The organism is Variovorax sp. YR266, from assembly GCF_900107295.1.
Classification (GTDB): domain Bacteria; phylum Pseudomonadota; class Gammaproteobacteria; order Burkholderiales; family Burkholderiaceae_C; genus Variovorax.
On sequence record NZ_FNPM01000001.1, the window covers coordinates 412,245 to 429,883 of the forward strand.

Annotated in this window: 17 protein-coding genes and 1 tRNA gene; 5 read left to right on the top strand and 13 right to left on the bottom strand. The window is 65.7% G+C overall.

Going from position 1 to position 17,639, the window contains the following annotated elements; genetic code table 11:
* Positions 1 to 4: 4 nt before the first annotated feature.
* From BLW48_RS01950 to yaaA, 5 genes are all read right to left on the bottom strand, one after another.
* The gene (locus BLW48_RS01950) at positions 5 to 934 is read right to left on the bottom strand and encodes an SDR family NAD(P)-dependent oxidoreductase (protein WP_093172327.1); all 930 of its coding nucleotides are present in this window, start codon (positions 932 to 934) and stop codon (positions 5 to 7) included.
* Positions 935 to 1,050: 116 nt separating this feature from the next.
* A complete protein-coding gene (queF, locus tag BLW48_RS01955; protein ID WP_093172329.1) occupies positions 1,051 to 1,920 on the bottom strand; it encodes an NADPH-dependent 7-cyano-7-deazaguanine reductase QueF in 870 nt (289 codons plus the stop codon).
* Positions 1,917 to 2,819: an alpha/beta fold hydrolase gene (locus BLW48_RS01960; protein WP_093172331.1), complete on the bottom strand. Its 903-nt coding sequence runs from the start codon at positions 2,817 to 2,819 to the stop codon at positions 1,917 to 1,919. The genes queF and BLW48_RS01960 overlap by 4 nt, the downstream gene beginning before the upstream one ends.
* A gap of 29 nt (positions 2,820 to 2,848) precedes the next feature.
* A complete protein-coding gene (locus tag BLW48_RS01965) occupies positions 2,849 to 3,691 on the bottom strand; it encodes a 2OG-Fe(II) oxygenase (RefSeq protein ID WP_093075735.1) in 843 nt (280 codons plus the stop codon).
* Complete coding sequence (gene yaaA, locus BLW48_RS01970; RefSeq protein ID WP_093172333.1) at positions 3,691 to 4,473, bottom strand: peroxide stress protein YaaA; 783 nt, start codon at positions 4,471 to 4,473, stop codon at positions 3,691 to 3,693. Before yaaA ends, BLW48_RS01965 begins: the two co-directional genes overlap by 1 nt.
* 106 nt (positions 4,474 to 4,579) lie before the next feature.
* Here yaaA and BLW48_RS01975 point away from each other — a divergent pair, with 106 nt between their 5' ends.
* Together BLW48_RS01975 and galU are read left to right on the top strand one after the other, a co-directional pair.
* Entirely contained in the window at positions 4,580 to 7,459 is a 2,880-nt protein-coding gene (locus BLW48_RS01975) for a valine--tRNA ligase (protein WP_093172335.1), read from the top strand.
* A 96-nt stretch (positions 7,460 to 7,555) separates the two neighbouring features.
* On the top strand, positions 7,556 to 8,446 hold the full coding sequence (gene galU, locus BLW48_RS01980; RefSeq protein ID WP_093049016.1) for a UTP--glucose-1-phosphate uridylyltransferase GalU: 891 nt from the start codon (positions 7,556 to 7,558) through the stop codon (positions 8,444 to 8,446).
* Between the two features lie 89 nt (positions 8,447 to 8,535).
* Here galU and BLW48_RS01985 read toward each other — a convergent pair whose 3' ends face one another.
* The 3 genes from BLW48_RS01985 to cysM form a co-directional block, all read right to left on the bottom strand.
* Positions 8,536 to 8,763, bottom strand: coding sequence for a sulfurtransferase TusA family protein (locus BLW48_RS01985; protein WP_056509850.1), 228 nt, complete (start codon positions 8,761 to 8,763; stop codon positions 8,536 to 8,538).
* Positions 8,753 to 9,328, bottom strand: a complete 576-nt coding sequence (locus BLW48_RS01990; protein ID WP_093075741.1) for an NUDIX domain-containing protein — start codon at positions 9,326 to 9,328, stop codon at positions 8,753 to 8,755. Before BLW48_RS01990 ends, BLW48_RS01985 begins: the two co-directional genes overlap by 11 nt.
* Positions 9,329 to 9,392: 64 nt before the next feature.
* A complete protein-coding gene (gene cysM / locus BLW48_RS01995; protein ID WP_093049007.1) occupies positions 9,393 to 10,295 on the bottom strand; it encodes a cysteine synthase CysM in 903 nt (300 codons plus the stop codon).
* 42 nt (positions 10,296 to 10,337) lie between these two features.
* On the opposite strand from cysM, the gene BLW48_RS02000 reads away from it, so the two are divergent.
* Positions 10,338 to 10,422, top strand: a tRNA-Leu gene (locus tag BLW48_RS02000).
* Between the two features lie 137 nt (positions 10,423 to 10,559).
* Here BLW48_RS02000 and BLW48_RS02005 read toward each other — a convergent pair.
* Positions 10,560 to 11,501 carry an SDR family oxidoreductase gene (locus BLW48_RS02005; protein ID WP_093172337.1) on the bottom strand — a complete coding sequence of 314 codons (942 nt, stop codon included), beginning with the start codon at positions 11,499 to 11,501 and terminating at the stop codon, positions 10,560 to 10,562.
* Between the two features lie 79 nt (positions 11,502 to 11,580).
* Here BLW48_RS02005 and BLW48_RS02010 point away from each other — a divergent pair, with 79 nt between their 5' ends.
* Together BLW48_RS02010 and BLW48_RS02015 are read left to right on the top strand one after the other, a co-directional pair.
* Entirely contained in the window at positions 11,581 to 12,645 is a 1,065-nt protein-coding gene (locus BLW48_RS02010; protein ID WP_093172339.1) for a CDP-6-deoxy-delta-3,4-glucoseen reductase, read from the top strand.
* A 31-nt stretch (positions 12,646 to 12,676) separates the two neighbouring features.
* On the top strand, positions 12,677 to 13,654 hold the full coding sequence (locus BLW48_RS02015) for a Bug family tripartite tricarboxylate transporter substrate binding protein (protein WP_093172341.1): 978 nt from the start codon (positions 12,677 to 12,679) through the stop codon (positions 13,652 to 13,654).
* 106 nt (positions 13,655 to 13,760) lie between these two features.
* On the opposite strand, the gene BLW48_RS02020 is transcribed toward BLW48_RS02015, so the two are convergent.
* Genes BLW48_RS02020 through BLW48_RS02035 form a run of 4 tightly spaced genes read right to left on the bottom strand, consistent with a single transcriptional unit; the run spans position 13,761 to position 17,487 of the window.
* On the bottom strand, positions 13,761 to 14,528 hold the full coding sequence (locus tag BLW48_RS02020; RefSeq protein WP_093050343.1) for an ABC transporter ATP-binding protein: 768 nt from the start codon (positions 14,526 to 14,528) through the stop codon (positions 13,761 to 13,763).
* A 16-nt stretch (positions 14,529 to 14,544) separates the two neighbouring features.
* Complete coding sequence (locus BLW48_RS02025) at positions 14,545 to 15,318, bottom strand: ABC transporter ATP-binding protein (protein ID WP_093048994.1); 774 nt, start codon at positions 15,316 to 15,318, stop codon at positions 14,545 to 14,547.
* A gap of 20 nt (positions 15,319 to 15,338) precedes the next feature.
* Positions 15,339 to 16,547, bottom strand: coding sequence for a branched-chain amino acid ABC transporter permease (locus BLW48_RS02030; protein ID WP_093048991.1), 1,209 nt, complete (start codon positions 16,545 to 16,547; stop codon positions 15,339 to 15,341).
* A 10-nt stretch (positions 16,548 to 16,557) separates the two neighbouring features.
* Complete coding sequence (locus tag BLW48_RS02035; protein ID WP_093048988.1) at positions 16,558 to 17,487, bottom strand: branched-chain amino acid ABC transporter permease; 930 nt, start codon at positions 17,485 to 17,487, stop codon at positions 16,558 to 16,560.
* Positions 17,488 to 17,639 lie beyond the last annotated feature (152 nt).

Below are 17,639 nucleotides of genomic sequence, written 5' to 3' on the forward strand. Positions count from 1 at the left end.
CTCCTCAGACCGGGTCCCAGCTGAACACGTCGGCCGAGCGGTCCAGCGGGAAGAAGCTGGCGCGCATTGCGGGCATGGCGTGCTCGGCGATGCTCTGCGGCGTCCAGCCTTCGGAGCGGTGGATGGAGCGCACCGGGCGCGGCTGGCTGATGAGCGAGATCTCGTTGTTGCGCACCGAAAAGATCTGGCCGTTGACCCCGCCAGCCGCATCGCTCGCAAGGTAGACGGCGAGCGGCGCGACCTTGGCGGGCGTCATCTGCTTGATCTTGTCGACGCGGGCGCGCTGCTCGTCGGTGTCGGTGGGAATGGCGCCGATCATGCGGCTCCAGGCAAAGGGTGCGATGCAATTGGAGCGCACGTTGAATTTCTGCATGTCGAGTGCAATCGACTTCGACAGCGCCACGATGCCGAGCTTGGCGGCCGAATAGTTGGCCTGGCCGAAGTTGCCGATGAGGCCCGAGGTCGAGGTCATGTGCACCAGCGCGCCCGAGTTCTGCTCCTTGAAATGCGTGGCTGCCGCGCGGCTCACGTAGTAGGAGCCGTACAGGTGCACCTTGAGCACCGAGTCCCACTCGTCGACCGACATCTTGTGGAAGAAGCGGTCGCGCAGGATGCCGGCGTTGTTGACTACCACGTCGATGCGCCCGAAGCTGTCGACCGCGCACTGCACGATGCGTGCCGCGCTGGCGGCGTCGGCCACGTTGTCGGCGTTGGGAACAGCCTGCCCGCCGGCCGCGCGGATCTCGTCGGCCACCTGCTGGGCCGGGCCTGCGCTGCGGGTTGGGCCGCCGCCTTCGGCGTCGAGTGCGCCATCGAGCGCGGCGCCGATGTCGTTGACCACCACCTTCGCACCGTGGGCCGCCATGGCCAGCGCAATGTCGCGCCCGATGCCGCCGCCCGCGCCCGTGACGACGACCACTTTTCCTTCAACCATGTTTGTCTCTGCTCCGGATGTTCCGCTCGCGGGTTCGCGGGCGAATTTCAGAATGCCACAGGCGGGGCAGGAGCGGGTTTCGGGTTTCCGAAGAGGGGCTTAAGGGCTGCTTCGGCTTACTGCCGCGCCGTGCGGATATTCAACGGCAGCGCCTGCGGCCAGCTCGTACGGAACGGATTGATGTCCAGCCCGCCACGACGCGTGTAGCGCGCATACACCATGAGCTTGGTCGGCTTGCAGCGGCTCCAGATGTCCGTGAACATGCGCTCGGCGCAGGGCTCGTGGAATTCGTTGTGGTTGCGAAAGCTCACGATGTACGCCAGCAGCCCGGCCTGGTCGATGGGCGGGCCGCTGTAGCGGATCTGCACGCTGCCCCAGTCGGGCTGGCCGGTGACGAGGCAGTTGCTCTTGAGCAGGCGGCTGGTGAGGGTTTCGTTCACGTGCACCTGCGTGGCGTCGCTGCTCAGCAGCTCGGGGGCGGGCTGGTAGTGGGTGCACTCGATGTCGAGGCGGTCGAGGTCGAGGCCGTCGAGTTCGTGCACCGGCTCGCGGTCGAACATGTCGGGCGCCAGCAGATTCACGCCGATGCCGGCCGACTGGTCGCTGCCGCGCCATGCGGCCTCCGACAGGTCGGCGCGCAGGCGCTCGCGCACCGCGTCGATGCTCGCGAACTGGCTGTTGTTGAAGCTGTTGAGGTAGAGCTTGAAGCTCTTGCTCTCGATGATGTTGGGCGTCTCGCACGGAATGGTGAAGTGCGCGATGGCCAGTTGCGGCTTGCCGCGCAGGTTGAGCCAGCTCACTTCGAAGGCGGTCCAGAGGTCGGCGCCGAAGAACGGCAGCGCGCCGGTCTTGATGCCCATGGCCTCGCGCTGCGTGGCGCGCGCGATGGGAAACAGCAGCGTGGGGTCGTAGTGGTCGGCGTAGGCCGAGGCGCGGCCGAGTTGCGATTGCTCGGGCGTGTTGGGGTTCGTCGGGTCGTGGCTCATGGCTTGGCTTCTCTGGATTCCGCCGCGTGCGCGAACGGAGCAATGTGGTTGGCGAGGATGGTGCACACCTCGGGCGGCAGGTCATGGCCCATGCCGGGAACGGGGACGAATTTCGAGCCCGGAATGCGTTTGGCCGTGTCCTCGCCGCAGGCGATGGGTACGAGCGCATCGGCATCGCCGTGCAGCACCAGCGTGGGCGACTGGATGCGCGGCAGCACCTGGGGGCGGTCGGCATCGGCGCCGATGGCCAGCATCTGGCGCATCAGGCCGGCCGGGTGGTACGAGCGCCGCATGCTGAAGGTGAGGCGCTCGGCCAGGTCTTCATCGCTTTGCGGATAGGCGGGGCTCTGGATGAGCCGCAGCAGCCTGATGCTGTGCGCGACCAGTTCGGCCTCGCTGCTGCCCGACGGACGGCGCATGAGCATGGAAGTGACTTCGCGGCGCGGCCCGGGCAGGCCGCGCGCACCACTCGAACTCATGATGCTCACGAGGCTGGTCGCGCGTTGCGGCGCGCTGGCGGCCAGGCGCTGGGCGATCATGCCGCCCATGGAGGCGCCGACGATGTGGGCCTTGGCTATGCCCAGTGCGTCGAGCACGCCGAGCGAATCGAGGGTCATGTCCTGCAGGCTGTAGGCCGAGCGCACCTTCAGGCCGAGGCGGTGGCGAATCGTTTCCCACACCAGGTTGCCGACGCCTGCGTGGTCGAAGCCCTGGCTCAGGCCGATGTCGCGGTTGTCGTGGCGCACCACGCGAAAGCCCGCCTCCACCAGTTGCTGCACGAAGCCGGTGGGCCAGGCCACCAGCTGCATGCCCAGGCCCATGATGAGCAGAATGACAGGGCGCCCTTCGCCTCCGGTGTCGTCGACTTCGATCTGCAGCCCGTTGGCGGTGACTTTCATTGGTTCCCTGGTCTTCTTTCTCTGGTCTTCTACTTGAACTCGCGCTCGCGCAGCCACTTGGTGGCAACCCACTTTTCGCCCGCCAGCACCGGCGCGCCGCCGTGCAGGGTGCGGGTGACGGGGTCGGGCCGGTCGTAGCTGAAGAACACGCCGCAGCCGCGCACGGGCGCCACTTCGAGGCCCACGTCGGGGAAAGTGGTGGCACCGCCGCCCTCGGGCTCCTGCAGGTACATCACGAGCGTGGCGACGCGCTGGCCGCCGCGCTTGAGGATGGTGGGCGTGCCCGGCTCGTTCGGGTCGAAGTAGTCGTAGTGCGGGCGGTACTGCGCGCCGGGGGCATAGCGCAGGATCTGCAGGCCTTCGCCGAATTCGAGCGGCCAGCGCAGCAGCGCTGCGATGCGCTGCTCCAGGCGCGCGACGATCTCGTTCTCGCCACGTTCGAAGAACATGCCGTCGCTGGTGCGATCGACGTTGAGTACCTCGCCGCCGGTGCGCGTCTCCACGGTGAGCGAGCGCGCGAGCCGCACGCGCGCAGCGGCGATCAGACCTTCGCACTCTTCGCCAGACAGCAGGTTGCCGAAGACGATGACACGCGGATGCCGCATGGTCTGCAGCACCTGCACGCGGCGGTCGCCTGCGTCGAGGTGCAGCGGCGCGCCATCGAGGTCGGGGCCGGGCATTTCCGTGTGCACGGGCGGCAAGGCCACTTCCATGTTGGGGAAGCCGGCTTCGAGCTGGGCCAGCGCCGTGTCGGCGGCGGCATCGTGCCAGCCGGCCGCGCGCATGGACGCACGCAGCGCCGGCACCGAGTGCCCGGCCGCGAGCTGGGCCACCAGCCACTCGCGCAGTTCCGGACTGATTGGTTGGGACATCAGACTTTTCTCCTGAACACCAGCCTTTCGGCGGTTGACACCTGAGCGTCGAAACCATAACCCTCGAGGTCGAACTTTTCCAGTGCCTTGGGCGTGGCCGCCTTGTGCTGCACGGCCCAGCGCGCCAGCAGCCCGCGAGCACGCTTGGCGAAGAAGCTCACGATCTTGTACTTGTCGCCCTTCCACTCCTCGAACACGCATTCGACCACACGGGCCTTGAGCACCTTCTTGTCGACCGACTTGAAGTACTCCTGCGAGGCGACGTTGACGACCACCGGGGTGCGATCGGCCGCCAGGCGCTCGTTCAGGTGCTCGGCGATGCGCGAGCCCCAGAAGGCGTACAGGTCCTTGCCGTGGCGGTTGGCGAGCGAGGTGCCCATTTCGAGGCGGTAGGGCTGCAGCAGGTCGAGCGGGCGCAGCAGGCCGTAGAGGCCGCTGAGGATGCAGACATGGTCTTGCGCCCAGTCGAGCTGCACCCTGGTGAGGGTGCGGGCGTCGAGGCCGCCGTAGACGTCGCCGTCGAAGGCGAAGGCGGCCTGGCGGGCGTTCTTCGCGCTGCTCTTGCTGGACCAGGCCTCGTAGCGGGCCACGTTCAGGGCCGAGAGCTTGTCCGACAGGTGCATGAGTTCAGAAATCTGCTGGGGCGACTTCTCGCGCAGCAGCTTGATCAGCTCGACCGAAGGGCCGCGCGGAGACTCGAAATGGGGTTGGGTGGCGGGGAGTTCGGAGGGGAGCGGGGTGTCGTAATCGAGCGACTTTGCAGGGGAAAGCAGGAAGAGCATCCCGGAATTATCAGTGGCTGCCGTGACGCCAGGCCGCCCCGGTAAAATCGCGGGCTATCCCACCCTGTCCCCCAACGGCTCCCTGAAGGGCCGTTCTGCATTTCCCATGAGCGAACCCATCACCCCTTCCGCCCAGCCCGGCCTCGACAGCCTGTCGAAATCGTTCGAACCCGCCGCCATCGAGGCGCACTGGGGCCCGGAATGGGAGAAGCGCGGCTATGCCAAGGCCGGCTTCCGCGGCACGCAGCAACCCAAGGAAGGCGCCGAGTCGTTCGCGATCCAGCTGCCGCCGCCCAACGTGACGGGCACGCTGCACATGGGCCATGCGTTCAACCAGACGATCATGGACAGCCTCACGCGGTATCACCGCATGAAGGGCGACAACACGCTGTGGGTGCCGGGCACCGACCATGCGGGCATCGCAACGCAGATCGTGGTGGAACGCCAGCTGCAGGAGCAGAAGGTCAGCCGCCATGACCTGGGCCGCAAGAACTTCGTGGCGCGCGTGTGGGAGTGGAAAGAAAAATCGGGCAACACCATCACCGAGCAGATGCGCCGCATGGGCGACACGGTGGACTGGAGCCGCGAATACTTCACGATGGACGACGACCTCTCGGCGGTCGTGACGCAAACCTTCGTGAAGCTGTACGAAGAGGGCCTCATCTACCGCGGCAAGCGCCTGGGCAACTGGGACCCGGTGCTCAAGACCTCGGTGAGCGATCTCGAAGTCGAGAGCGAAGAAGAAGACGGCTCGCTCTGGCACATCGCCTACCCGCTGGAAGACGGCAGCGGCACGCTGACCGTGGCCACCACCCGGCCCGAAACCATGCTCGGCGACACGGCCGTGATGGTCCACCCGGAAGACGAGCGCTACAAGCACCTGATCGGCCAGCGCGTGAAGCTGCCGCTGGTGGGCCGGCTGATTCCGATCATTGCCGACGACTACGTCGACAAGGAGTTCGGCACCGGCGTGGTGAAGGTCACGCCCGCCCACGACTACAACGACTACGCAGTCGGCCAGCGCCACAAGCTCGAGATGATCGGTGTGCTGACGCTGGACGCGACCATCAACGACAACGCACCCGAGAAGTACCGAGGCCTCGACCGCTTCGTGGCGCGCAAGGCCATCGTGGCCGACCTCGACGCGCTGGGCCTGCTCGTCGAGGTGAAGAAGCACAAGCTGATGGTGCCGCGCTGCGCGCGCTCGGGCGCCATCGTCGAGCCGATGCTCACCGACCAGTGGTACGTGGCCATGACGCGCCCCGGCGCCGACGGCCAGTCGATCGCGCAGAAGGCCATCGACGTGGTGAAGTCGGGCGAAGTGCGCTTCGTGCCCGAGAACTGGGTCAACACCTACAACCACTGGATGGAGAACATCCAGGACTGGACCATCTCGCGCCAGCTGTGGTGGGGCCACCAGATCCCGGCCTGGTACGACGAGGACGGCAACGTTTACGTGGCCGAGAACGAAGCCGACGCACAGACCAAGGCGCCGGGCAAGAAGCTCGTGCGCGACGAGGACGTGCTCGACACCTGGTACTCGTCGGCGCTGGTGCCCTTCTCTTCGCTCGGCTGGCCCGCGAAGACGCAGGACCTCGACCTGTACCTGCCCTCGACCGTGCTGGTGACGGGCTACGACATCATCTTCTTCTGGGTCGCCCGGATGATCATGATGACCAAGCACTTCATCGGCAAGGTGCCCTTCAAGCACGTGTACATCCACGGCCTGGTGCGCGACGCGCAGGGCAAGAAGATGAGCAAGTCCGAAGGCAACGTGCTGGACCCGGTGGACCTGATCGACGGCATCCAGCTGCCCGAGCTGCTCGACAAGCGCACGCAAGGCCTGCGCAAGCCCGAGACGGCGCCTGCGGTGCGCAAGAACACGCAGAAGGAGTTTCCGGACGGCATTCCGGCCTTTGGCGCCGATGCGCTGCGCTTTACCTTCGCTTCGCTGGCTTCGCTGGGCCGCAGCATCAACTTCGATTCGAAGCGTTGCGAGGGATATCGCAACTTCTGCAACAAGCTGTGGAACGCCACGCGCTTCGTGCTGATGAATTGCGAAGGCCAGGACTGCGGCCTGCTGGAGCACACGAAGGAAGAGTGCAAGGTCGGCGGCCCGGCGCATGGCTACCTGAAATTCAGCCGCGCCGACTACTGGATCGTGTCGCAACTGCAGCGCGTGGAGGCCGAAGTGGCCAAGGGCTTCGAGGAATACCGCCTCGACAACGTGGCCAATGCGATCTACCAGTTCGCCTGGGACGAGTTCTGCGACTGGTATCTGGAAATCGCCAAGGTGCAGATCCAGACCGGCGACGATTCGCAGAAGCGCGCCACGCGCCGCACGCTGATCCGCACGCTCGAAACGCTGCTGCGCCTGGCACACCCGGTGATTCCGTTCATCACGGAAGAGCTGTGGCAGAAGGTGTCGAAGGTTGCAGGACGTGAGGGCGAGTCGATCATGATCGCGGCCTATCCGAAGAGCCAGCCGGAGAAGATCGATGAAGCGGCCGAGGCATATGTGGCGCGGCTGAAGGCGCTGATCGATGCGTGCCGCACGTTGCGCGGAGAAATGAAGCTGTCGCCCGCATTGCGCCCGCCGCTCTATGCCGTGGCCGACGATGCGGAAAGCGCGGCTTTCCTGCGCGACGCCGCGCCAGTGCTGCAGGCCCTGGCAAAACTCAAGGAAGTGAAAGTGTTCGACGACGAAGCTTCGTGGGTAAAAGCCGCCGAAGCTGCGCCTACGGCTGTCGTCGGAACTGTGCGTGTTTGCCTGTTCGTGCCGATCGACAAGGAAGCCGAGTGCGCGCGACTCAAGAAGGATATCGAGCGAATCGAAAGCGAGAAGGCCAAAGTCGAGGCCAAGCTCAGCAACGAAGCCTTCGTCGCAAAGGCTCCGCCGGCCGTGATCGAGCAAGAACGTAAACGTCTGACTGACTTCACGGCCACTCTGGAGCGTTTGCGCGACCAGCTTGTGCGCCTCGGCTGACAGACGCAGGGCTTTGAGGGCGTTTAGGATTCCAGGAGCGGCTGCGCGCCGCTGCGCCTCCTAACTCCCCTCTTCAAGAAAGACGCTGAGCTGCCCATGTCCACTTCCTCGACCCGCATCCGCAAGGCCGTATTCCCCGTTGCAGGCTTTGGTACTCGCTTCTTGCCAGCCACCAAGGCGCAGCCGAAGGAAATGCTGCCGGTGGTCGACAAGCCGCTGATCCAGTACGCCGTCGAAGAGGCGTACGCCGCGGGCATCCGCGACATGATCTTCGTGACCGGCCGCAACAAGCGCGCCATCGAGGATCACTACGACACCGCCTACGAGCTCGAAAGCCAGCTCGAGGCCAGCGGCAAGACCGCCCTGCTCAACATCGCGCGCTCGGTCATGCCCGACGACATGACCTGCTCCTACGTGCGCCAGCCGCGCATGCTGGGCCTGGGCCATGCGGTGCTGTGCGCCGAACACCTGGTGGGCAACGAACCCTTCGCCGTGCTGCTGGCAGACGACCTGATGGTCGGCCCCGATGGCGGCGAGCCCGTGCTGGCGCAAATGACCGCAGCTTTCGCCCGCCTCGGCGGCTCGCTGCTGGCAGTGCAGGAAGTGCCGCTCGCGCACGTCAAGCGCTACGGCATCGTGGCCGGCGATGCGGTCGAAGACGGCCTGATAAAGGTCAACCGCATGGTCGAGAAGCCTAAGCCCGAAGACGCGCCCTCGCGCCTGGGCGTGGCGGGCCGCTACATCCTCACGCCGGGCGTGTTCGACGAAATTCGCAACCAGCCCAAGGGCGCTGGCGGCGAGATCCAGCTGACCGACGGCATCGCGGCGCTGATGAAGAAGGAATCGGTCTACGCCTATTCGTACAAGGGCATCCGCTACGACTGCGGCAGCAAGGAAGGCTTTCTGCAGGCATCGGTGGAACTGGCGCTGGCGCACCCCGAAGTGGGCGCGGAATTCCGCGAATACCTCAAGAGCCTGAAGCTGTAGTTGCCTCGCCTCTGCTTCGAGGTGTCATCACGAACAAAGGGCCGCAGTAGCGGCCCTTTTCTTTTGTTTCTTTTGTTTCTTTTGCTTCGTCAGCGGCGCTTGAGCACGTGGATGAAGTCGCTGCCGACGGTTTCCTGCTCCATCAGCTCGTTGCCCGTCTGGCGCGCAAAGGCCTGAAAGTCGCGGATCGATCCCGGATCGGTCGACACCACCTTCAGCAATTGCCCGCTCGCCATTTCGTTGAGCGATTTCTTCGCTTTGAGAATGGGCAGTGGACAGTTCAGCCCGCGCGTGTCGAGCTCGCGGTCAACTTGCATTGCCCGGCTCCGGCGGCAGGTTCAGGCCGCGGCGGCGCTCTTCGTTTTCCGCGGCGGTGAAGAACACGGGCTCGTGCCCGCGCGTGCGCAGCCAGTCGGCCAGCGCATAGCCGGTGCCGGCGGGCCAGCACCGGAGATCGGGCAGGTCGTAGAGGCGGTAGTCGACCAGTTCGGGCGAGAGCTTCACGTCGCCGTCGGCCACCACGTGGTACGCGATGATGATCTGGTTCATTCGCTGGAAGTCGTACGCGCCGACGAGCTTGGTTGCGCTGACGTCGAGGTTGGTTTCTTCTTTCACCTCGCGCGCAACGCCTTCCTCGGGCGTCTCGCCGGCTTCCATGAACCCGGTGATCAGCGCGAACATCTTGCCCGGCCATGCCGCATTGCGCGCCAGCAGCACCTGGCCGCGGTACTCGACGATGGCCGCGAGCACGGGGGTCGGGTTGTTCCAGTGGGTGTGGCCACAGTTGGGGCAACGCAGGCGCTCCTTGGGGCCGCCGTCTTCCATCAGCGCGATCCACTCGAGCGGCGTGGCACAGACCTGGCAAAACTTGGGATGGGGCATGGGGTCTCTTTTCTTTTTTGTGGCTGCCTGAGCGCCTTGAGCGGGCGCTGCTGCCGGTCGTTGCTTATGCGGGAAAGACGCCCGTAGAAAGGTAGCGGTCGCCCCGGTCGCAGACAACGAACACGATGGTGGCGTTCTCCACCGTCTTCGCCACTTCGAGCGCGGCCCACAACGCACCTGCAGCCGAGATGCCGCCGAAGATGCCCTCTTCGCGCGCGAGGCGCCGGCACATTTCTTCTGCGTCGTCCTGGCTCACGCTGATTTCCTCGTCGACCCGGCTCGGGTCGAAGATTTTCGGCATGTACTCCGCAGGCCATTTGCGGATGCCCGGAATGCGCGAACCCTCGGCCGGCTGCGCACCGATGATGCGCACTGCCGGGTTCTTCTCTTTCAGGAAGCGCGAGACGCCGGTGATGGTGCCGGTGGTGCCCATGGCGCTCACGAAGTGCGTGACCTTGCCCTTGGTGTCGGCCCAGATCTCGGGGCCGGTGGTCTCGTAATGGATGCGCGGGTTGTCGGGGTTGGCGAACTGGTCGAGCACCCGGCCCTTGCCCTGCGCGACCATCTGCTCGGCGAGGTCGCGCGCGTATTCCATGCCGCCGCTCTTGGGCGTGAGCACGAGCTCGGCGCCGAAGGCCTTCATGGTCTGGGCGCGCTCCACCGAGAGGTCCTCCGGCATGATGAGCACCATGCGGTAGCCCTTGATGGCCGCGGCCATGGCCAGGGCGATGCCGGTGTTGCCGGAGGTGGCTTCGATGAGGGTGTCGCCGGGCTTGATCTCGCCGCGCTCCTCGGCGCGCCGGATCATCGAGAGGGCCGGCCGGTCTTTGACCGAACCAGCCGGATTGTTGCCTTCGAGCTTGCCGAGAATCACGTTGCCGCGCTTGGCGTTTTCTGCGGCGTTGATGCGTTGCAGGGCGACCAGGGGGGTCTTGCCAATGGCGTCTTCGATCGTCGGATAATTCATGGCAGCCACTGTGCCATAATTTTGGGCTTCGTTCAGAACCCTGCCCGGGTGGTGAAATTGGTAGACGCAGGGGACTCAAAATCCCCCACCGAAAGGTGTGCCGGTTCGATTCCGGCCCCGGGCACCACACTTTGGCTCGCCCCCAGGCTACGCGCACTTCGTGTCGCTTCGCCTTCCCCCTACCGGGGGCGACACCGGTGGCCCGGCGAAGCCGGTTCCACGGTGTCCCTGGAATGGGCCCCTTCCCCCTTCCCCCTTCCCCCTTTATCTTGGCTCGGTCTGCTCGCGCAGCCCCGTATGCACCGTCGGGTGCGCAAGCCGCACCCGCAGTTCGCGCTTGAGCCGCGTGTTGTCCAGCCGGCGCGATTCCCCCATGAAACTCAGCAGTTGCAGGGGCAGTTGCCGCTCGGCCTCGCCACGGGCCACTCGCGGCGGGCGGGGCATGCCGTACATGTCGGCGGCCAGGTCTACGTAGTCGCCCATGCGCAGTTCGGTGTCGTCCGAGGCATGCACGATGCGCTGCGGCTTGCCGCGGAACAGCGCCGCCACGCAAGCGCGGGCTAGGTCGTCGGCGTGGATGTGGCTGGTGTAGACGTCGTCTTCGTGCCTCAGCACGGGCGTGCCGCGCTGCAGGCGGCCGCGCGGGGTGCCGTTTTCGCGGTCGGGGGCGTAGATGCCCGGAATGCGCAGGATGCTGGCGCGCACGCCCGCGCTGCGGCCCAGCCAGCGCACGGCTCGTTCGGCGTCCACGCGGCGGTGGGAGCGTGGGGTGTCGGGACGCACGATGCGGGTTTCGTTCACGCGGGCGCCGCCGCAGTCGCCGTATACGCCGCTGGTCGAGCCGTAGACGAAGGCGGAAGGCACCGACCGCAGCCGCAGTGCCCGCGCCAGTGCAGTAGTGCGCTGGTCGCGCCACCAGGCAGCGCCACCGTCACGGGCGGGCGGTGCCAGGTGCAGCACCCGCGTTGCGATGCCCGCCAGGCGGCGCAGGGTTGCTGCGTCGTCCAGATTGCCCACCAGCGGGCGGATGCCGGCCGTGCGCAGGGCGCCCACGCGGTCGGCCGACGAAGTAAGCGCCACCAGTTGCATGCGGCCGCGCAGGTCGCGCGCCACGCGCTGGCCAACGTCGCCGCACCCGACGATCAGCAGGCGTTCGCGCCGGAAACGCGCTGGCAGAGCGCCGGAGGGGCTATTGATTGAAGGCAAAATCCTGTTCCTGTCCCAATTCAGTTGCTCACCGGGTCTTACGCACGGCCCGGGCAGAGTTCACCCTCGAAGAATACCGATGACTGCTACAGCGCCGCATGAAGCGGGCTTTTCCATCCACGTCGAACCCAGCGGACGCCATTTCGTGGTCCACGGCGACGAAACCATCCTCGCGGCCGGCATCCGCCAGGGCATCGGCCTTCCCTATGGCTGCAAGGACGGCGCCTGCGGCTCGTGCAAGTGCAAGAAGCTCTCAGGCGAGGTCACCCTCGGCCCGCACCAGAGCAAAGCCCTGAGCGCCGAGGAACAGCTCGCCGGCTACGTGCTGACCTGCTGCGCGCACGCCAGGAGCGACGTGGTGCTCGAATCGCGGCAGGTCACGGAGGCCGGAGCGCTGCCGATCCGCAAGATGCCGGTGCGGGTGCTGGCCCTCACCCGCCAGTCGCACGACGTGATGATGGTGCGCCTGCAGCTGCCGGCTGGCGAGCCGCTGCAGTTCTACGCCGGCCAGTATGTGGAATTCATCCTGCGCGACGGCGCGCGCCGCAGCTACTCGATGGCCAATGCGCCGCACACGCTGGGCGAGCCCGGCACGGGCATCGAACTGCATCTGCGGCACTTGCCCGGCGGCAAGTTCACCGACCATGTGTTCGGCACGATGAAGGAAAAGGAAATCCTGCGCATCGAAGGCCCCTTCGGCAGCTTCTTCCTGCGCGAGGACTCCGCCAAGCCGATGATCCTGCTGGCCTCGGGCACGGGCTTCGCGCCGATCAAGGCGCTGCTGGAGCACATGCAGTTCAAGGCCATCGACCGGCCCGCCACGCTCTACTGGGGCGGCCGCCGGCCGGAAGACCTGTACATGGACGCCTGGGTACGCGAGCAGGTGACGCAGATGCCGAACCTGCGCTACGTGCCCGTCATCTCCAACGCCACGCCCGAAGACAACTGGACCGGCCGCACCGGCTTCGTTCACCAGGCCGTGCTCGAAGACTTCGCCGACCTGTCGGGCCACCAGGTCTATGCCTGCGGCGCACCCATCGTGGTCGACTCGGCCAAGCGCGACTACGTGGCGCTGGCGGACCTGCCCGAAGAAGAATTTTTTGCCGACGCGTTCACCACAGAGGCCGATAAAGCCCTTCCCTGAGACAAAACCAAAAAGAGAATCCCAAGAAAAAATGAAAACGAGACACTTCCTCCTCACCCTGATCGCAAGCACCACCGCCCTGCTGGGTGCCGGCCACGCCATGGCGCAGCAACAGCGCCCCATCCGCCTCGTCGTTCCCTACGCCGCAGGCGGCCCGATCGACAACACGGCTCGCATCCTGGCCGAACGCGTCAAGGACACGCTGGGCCCGGTCATCATCGACAACAAGCCCGGGGCGGGCGGCAACATCGGCGCCGATATCGTGGCAAAGGCGCCCGCCGACGGCCTGACGATCGGCATCGCGGCCACCGCCACCAACGCGGTGAATCCGTGGCTCTACAACAAGATTCCGTTCAACGCCGCGACCGACTTCGCGCCGATCACGCAGATGGTCCGCGTGCCCAACGTGCTGGTGATGAACGCCGACACGGCCAAGCGCCTGAACATCAACAGCGTGGCCGACCTGATCCGCTATGCCAAGGCCAACCCGGCCAAGCTCAACTACGGCAGCGGCGGCAACGGCAGCGCGGGGCACCTGGCGGGCGAGCTGTTCAAGAAGGAAGCAGGCATCTTCGCGCTGCACATTCCGTACAACGGCGGCAGCCCGGCGCAACTGGCGCTGATCTCGGGGCAGGTCGATTTCAACTTCGACAACCTCGCCACCGCCGCGCCGAACATCCGCTCGGGCAAGCTGAAGGCGATTGCGGTGACGACGCTGCAGCGCAGCGCTTCGCTGCCCGATGTGCCGCCCATCGCCGACACGCTCAAGGGCTTCTCGATCGACACCTGGTGGGGCCTGGTCGCGCCAGCGGGTACGCCGCACGACGTGGTCGTGAAGCTCAATCAGGCCTTCGTAGCGGCCCTGAACGCACCGGAAACGAAGACGCGCTTCGCCGGACTGCTGGCGGAGCCTGTGGCCAACTCGCCGGAGCAGTTCGGCGCTTTCATGAAGAGCGAACTCTCCAAGTACGAAGCGGTGGTCAAGGCCACCGGCGCGAAAGTGGACTAACCCCCAGGCTGCGCGCACTTCGTGTCGCTTCGCCTTCCCCCTTGCAGGGGGCAATACCGGCGGCCCGGCAAAGCCGGTTCCGCGGTATTTCTTGAAGAGACCGGGACTACTCGCCCAAGTAAGCGGCCCGCACGCGCGGGTCGCTCAGCAGTTCCTTGGCATCGCCGTTCATCGTGATGAGGCCGGACTCCATCACGTAGCCACGGTCGGCCAGCTGCAGTGCGCGGTTGGCGTTCTGCTCCACCAGCAGGATCGTGACGCCCTGCGAGGCCACGGTCTGCACCACCTCGAAGATCTTGTCGCACATGATCGGCGACAGGCCCATGGTGGGTTCGTCCAGCAGCAGCACCTTGGGGCGCGCCATCAGCGCGCGGCCCATGGCCAGCATCTGCTGTTCGCCGCCCGACATGGTGCCGGCCAGCTGGTCCTTGCGCTCGCGCAGGCGCGGGAAGGTGACGAACACGCGCTCCATGTCGCTCGCGATGGCGGCCTTGTCCTTGCGGATGTAGGCGCCGATCTGCAGGTTCTCGGTGATGGTCATGCGCGTGAACACGCCACGGCCTTCGGGCACCATCACGAGGCCCTCTTCCACCAGGTCCCACGCGCCGCGGCCCTTGATGCTGCGGCCCAGGAACTCGATGTTGCCGGCCCCGGCCGGCAGCGTGCCGGTGATGGCCTTCATGGTGGTGGTCTTGCCGGCGCCGTTGGAGCCGATCAGCGACACCAGTTCGCCTTCGCGCACCTCGAAGTCCACGCCCTTGACGGCCTGGATGCCACCGTAGCCGACCTTCAGGCCGGAGACCTTCAACAGCGTCTTGCCGGTGGCCTTGGCTTGTGCGGCATTGGCCCGGGTTGCTTCTTCAGCGCTTGTCATGGTTGCGGTGCTCATTTCAGTGGCCTCCCGTGCCGAGGTAGGCCTCAATCACTTTTTCATTCTTCTGCACGTCGGCGGGCGTACCTTCGGCAATCTGCTTGCCGTAGTCCAGCACGGTGACGCGGTCGCACAGGCCCATGATGAGCTTGACGTCGTGTTCGATGATCAGGATGGTGCGGTCGTCCTTGCGGATGCGGTCGATCAGTTCGCGCAGCAGCACCTTCTCGGTGGAGTTCATGCCGGCGGCGGGTTCGTCGAGCGCGATGAGCTGCGGGTCGGTGGCCAGTGCGCGTGCAATTTCGAGGCGGCGCTGGTCGCCGTACGACAGCGTGCGCGCCTTGTAGTCGGCGAACTTGCCGATGCCCACGTAGTCGAGCAGTTCCTGTGCGCGCTTCGCAATGGCCTTCTCTTCAGCCTTGAAGCTGCCCGTGCGCAGCATGGCGCCGAAGATGCCCGACTGCGTGCGGATGTGGCGCCCGACCATCACGTTCTCCAGCGCCGTCATTTCGGCGAAGAGGCGGATGTTCTGGAAGGTGCGTGCAATGCCGGCCTTGGCCACTTCATGCACGGCCGTCGGCTGGTAGGGCTTGCCCGCGAGCTCGAAGGTGCCGCTGTCGGGCGTGTACAGCCCGGTGATCACGTTGAAGAAGGTGGTCTTGCCTGCGCCGTTGGGGCCGATCAGGCCGTAGACCTGGCCGCGCTTGATGGTGATGCCCACGTCGGACAGGGCTTGCAGCCCGCCGAAGCGCTTGGAAATTCCACGAACGTCGAGGATGGTATCTGTCGTCATGTTGATTTTTCCTTCGGCGTTCAGGGATTGATCGACATGGGACGCGAAGCCGCACCCGGCACTTCGTCGGCAGGCGTATCGATGCCCGGCGCGTGCGTTTGCAGCGATCCGGGGGCCACGGCCGCATGGGCCGGGTCGACGGGCACGCCGCCCTTCTTCGTCAGCGTCTTGCCGTGCTCCGGCGAGGGCCAGAGGCCGCGCGGACGCACCAGCATGATGATGATCATGGCGAGTGCAATGAAGAGCTGGCGCAGGATGGACGCGTCGAGGCGGCCACCGGTCAGCGACTGCAGCGGACCGGCAACGTAGCGCAGCACTTCGGGCAGCGCTGCGAGCAGCACGGCACCGAGAATGACGCCGGGCAGATGGCCGATGCCGCCGAGCACGACCATGGCCACGATCATCACCGACTCCATCAGGCTGAAGGATTCGGGCGACACGAAGCCCTGGAAGGCCGCGAACATCGCGCCCGACACGCCGCCGAAGCTCGCGCCCATGCCGAATGCCAGCAGCTTCATGTTGCGGGTGTTGATGCCCATCGCCTTGGCGGCGATTTCATCTTCGCGGATGGCCATCCAGGCGCGGCCGATGCGCGAGACCTGCAGGCGGTGCGAAATGATCACGGTGGCGATCACCAGCGCAAGGAACAGGTAGTAGTACAGCGAGACCGACGAGATCGAGAAGCCGTCGAACTTCCATGCCTTGCCGAGGTCCAGGCCCCAGAACTTGATGGAGTCGATGGCCGTGATGCCCTTCGGACCGTTGGTGATGTTGACCGGTTGGTCGAGGTTGTTCAGGAACACGCGGATGATTTCGCCGAAGCCCAGCGTGACGATGGCGAGGTAGTCGCCGCGCAGCTTGAGCGTGGGCGCACCGAGCAGCACGCCGAGCACGGCGGCCACCACCAGCGCCAGCGGTATCACGATCAGCAGCGAGGTGTGCATGCCGTTCGGGAACATCTGCGCGAACCACGGGAAGGTCTCGGTCAGGTGCGACGAGCCCATGAGCGCGAAGAGGTAGGCCCCCACCGCGAAGAAGGCGACGTAGCCCAGGTCGAGCAGGCCGGCGTAGCCGACCACGATGTTCAGGCCCAGGGCCAGCAGCACGTAGAGCAGTGCGATGTCGGCGATGCGCACCCAGGCGTTGCCCTGCATCTGCAGCAGCAGGGGCAGCGCGAGCACCGCGATGATGCCGATGACGTAGAGGGCGAGGTTCTTGCTGTTCTTCATGTCTCGCTCCTTACGCACGGTCCGCCACGCGTTCGCCGAGCAGGCCGGACGGACGCAGCGTGAGCATGACGATCAGCACGATGAACGCGAAGATGTCGCTGTAGTTGCTGCCCAGCACACCGCCCGTGATGGTGCCGATGTAGCCCGAGCCGATAGCCTCGATAAGGCCGAGCAGGATGCCGCCGACCACCGCGCCGGCCAGGTTGCCGATGCCGCCGAACACGGCAGCCGTGAAGGCCTTGAGGCCGGGCAGGAAGCCCATCGCGTGCTGCGCGATGCCGTAGTTGGACGCGTACATCACGCCGGCGATGGCCGCGAGCACAGCGCCGATGATGAAGGTGGCCGAGATGACCATGTCGGGGCGGATGCCCATGAGCGCGGCGACGCGCGGGTTCTCGGCGGTGGCGCGCATTGCGCGGCCGAGCTTGGTGTAGTTGACCAGCCACATGAGCACCACGAGCGAGAACGCCGTGACGCTGAGGATCATCACCTGCGTGGGCGAGATCACCGCACCGCCCACGTGGATGGGATCGGTCGACAGCAGGTTGGGATACGCCTTGTTGGTCGGCTTCCAGATGATCATTGCCAGCGTCTGCAGCAGGATCGACATGCCGATGGCGGTGATCAGCGGCGCGAGCTTGGGGCTGTTGCGCAGCGGCCGGTAGGCCACTTTCTCGATCACGAAGTTGAGGGTTGCCGCGACAACGCAGGCAATGATCAACGCGATGAGGAGGATCAGCCAGCCCGGTGTGTTGGGCATGCCGTCCTTCATGAGCCCGATGATGGTCCAGCTCGTGAGAGCCCCGACCATCAGCACTTCTCCGTGCGCAAAGTTGATCAGATTGATGATGCCGTACACCATGGTGTAGCCCAAGGCTATCAAGGCATACATGCTGCCGAGAACCAGACCGTTGATGATCTGCTGCAGCAAAATGTCCATATCGCGATTCCCTATGTGTTGCACCGTTGCGGGGTGCCATTCACCCACCAGGGCACCGGTTTGGCGCCCCTGAGCTGACAAGCAAAAAACCAGCCAACATGTGTCGCTGGCGGATTTGTGGGCGGGATTGTAAGCACGCACCAGCGCTGATT

Bases quoted from the DNA above. Each gene is read 5' to 3' on its own strand.
- BLW48_RS01950 (WP_093172327.1), bottom strand. From the start codon at position 934: ATGGTTGAAGGAAAAGTGGTCGTCGTCACGGGCGCGGGCGGCGGCATC.
- queF (WP_093172329.1), bottom strand. From the start codon at position 1,920: ATGAGCCACGACCCGACGAACCCCAACACGCCCGAGCAATCGCAACTC.
- BLW48_RS01960 (WP_093172331.1), bottom strand. From the start codon at position 2,819: ATGAAAGTCACCGCCAACGGGCTGCAGATCGAAGTCGACGACACCGGA.
- BLW48_RS01965 (WP_093075735.1), bottom strand. From the start codon at position 3,691: ATGTCCCAACCAATCAGTCCGGAACTGCGCGAGTGGCTGGTGGCCCAG.
- yaaA (WP_093172333.1), bottom strand. From the start codon at position 4,473: ATGCTCTTCCTGCTTTCCCCTGCAAAGTCGCTCGATTACGACACCCCG.
- BLW48_RS01975 (WP_093172335.1), top strand. From the start codon at position 4,580: ATGAGCGAACCCATCACCCCTTCCGCCCAGCCCGGCCTCGACAGCCTG.
- galU (WP_093049016.1), top strand. From the start codon at position 7,556: ATGTCCACTTCCTCGACCCGCATCCGCAAGGCCGTATTCCCCGTTGCA.
- BLW48_RS01985 (WP_056509850.1), bottom strand. From the start codon at position 8,763: ATGCAAGTTGACCGCGAGCTCGACACGCGCGGGCTGAACTGTCCACTG.
- BLW48_RS01990 (WP_093075741.1), bottom strand. From the start codon at position 9,328: ATGCCCCATCCCAAGTTTTGCCAGGTCTGTGCCACGCCGCTCGAGTGG.
- cysM (WP_093049007.1), bottom strand. From the start codon at position 10,295: ATGAATTATCCGACGATCGAAGACGCCATTGGCAAGACCCCCCTGGTC.
- BLW48_RS02010 (WP_093172339.1), top strand. From the start codon at position 11,581: ATGACTGCTACAGCGCCGCATGAAGCGGGCTTTTCCATCCACGTCGAA.
- BLW48_RS02015 (WP_093172341.1), top strand. From the start codon at position 12,677: ATGAAAACGAGACACTTCCTCCTCACCCTGATCGCAAGCACCACCGCC.
- BLW48_RS02020 (WP_093050343.1), bottom strand. From the start codon at position 14,528: ATGACAAGCGCTGAAGAAGCAACCCGGGCCAATGCCGCACAAGCCAAG.
- BLW48_RS02025 (WP_093048994.1), bottom strand. From the start codon at position 15,318: ATGACGACAGATACCATCCTCGACGTTCGTGGAATTTCCAAGCGCTTC.
- BLW48_RS02030 (WP_093048991.1), bottom strand. From the start codon at position 16,547: ATGAAGAACAGCAAGAACCTCGCCCTCTACGTCATCGGCATCATCGCG.
- BLW48_RS02035 (WP_093048988.1), bottom strand. From the start codon at position 17,487: ATGGACATTTTGCTGCAGCAGATCATCAACGGTCTGGTTCTCGGCAGC.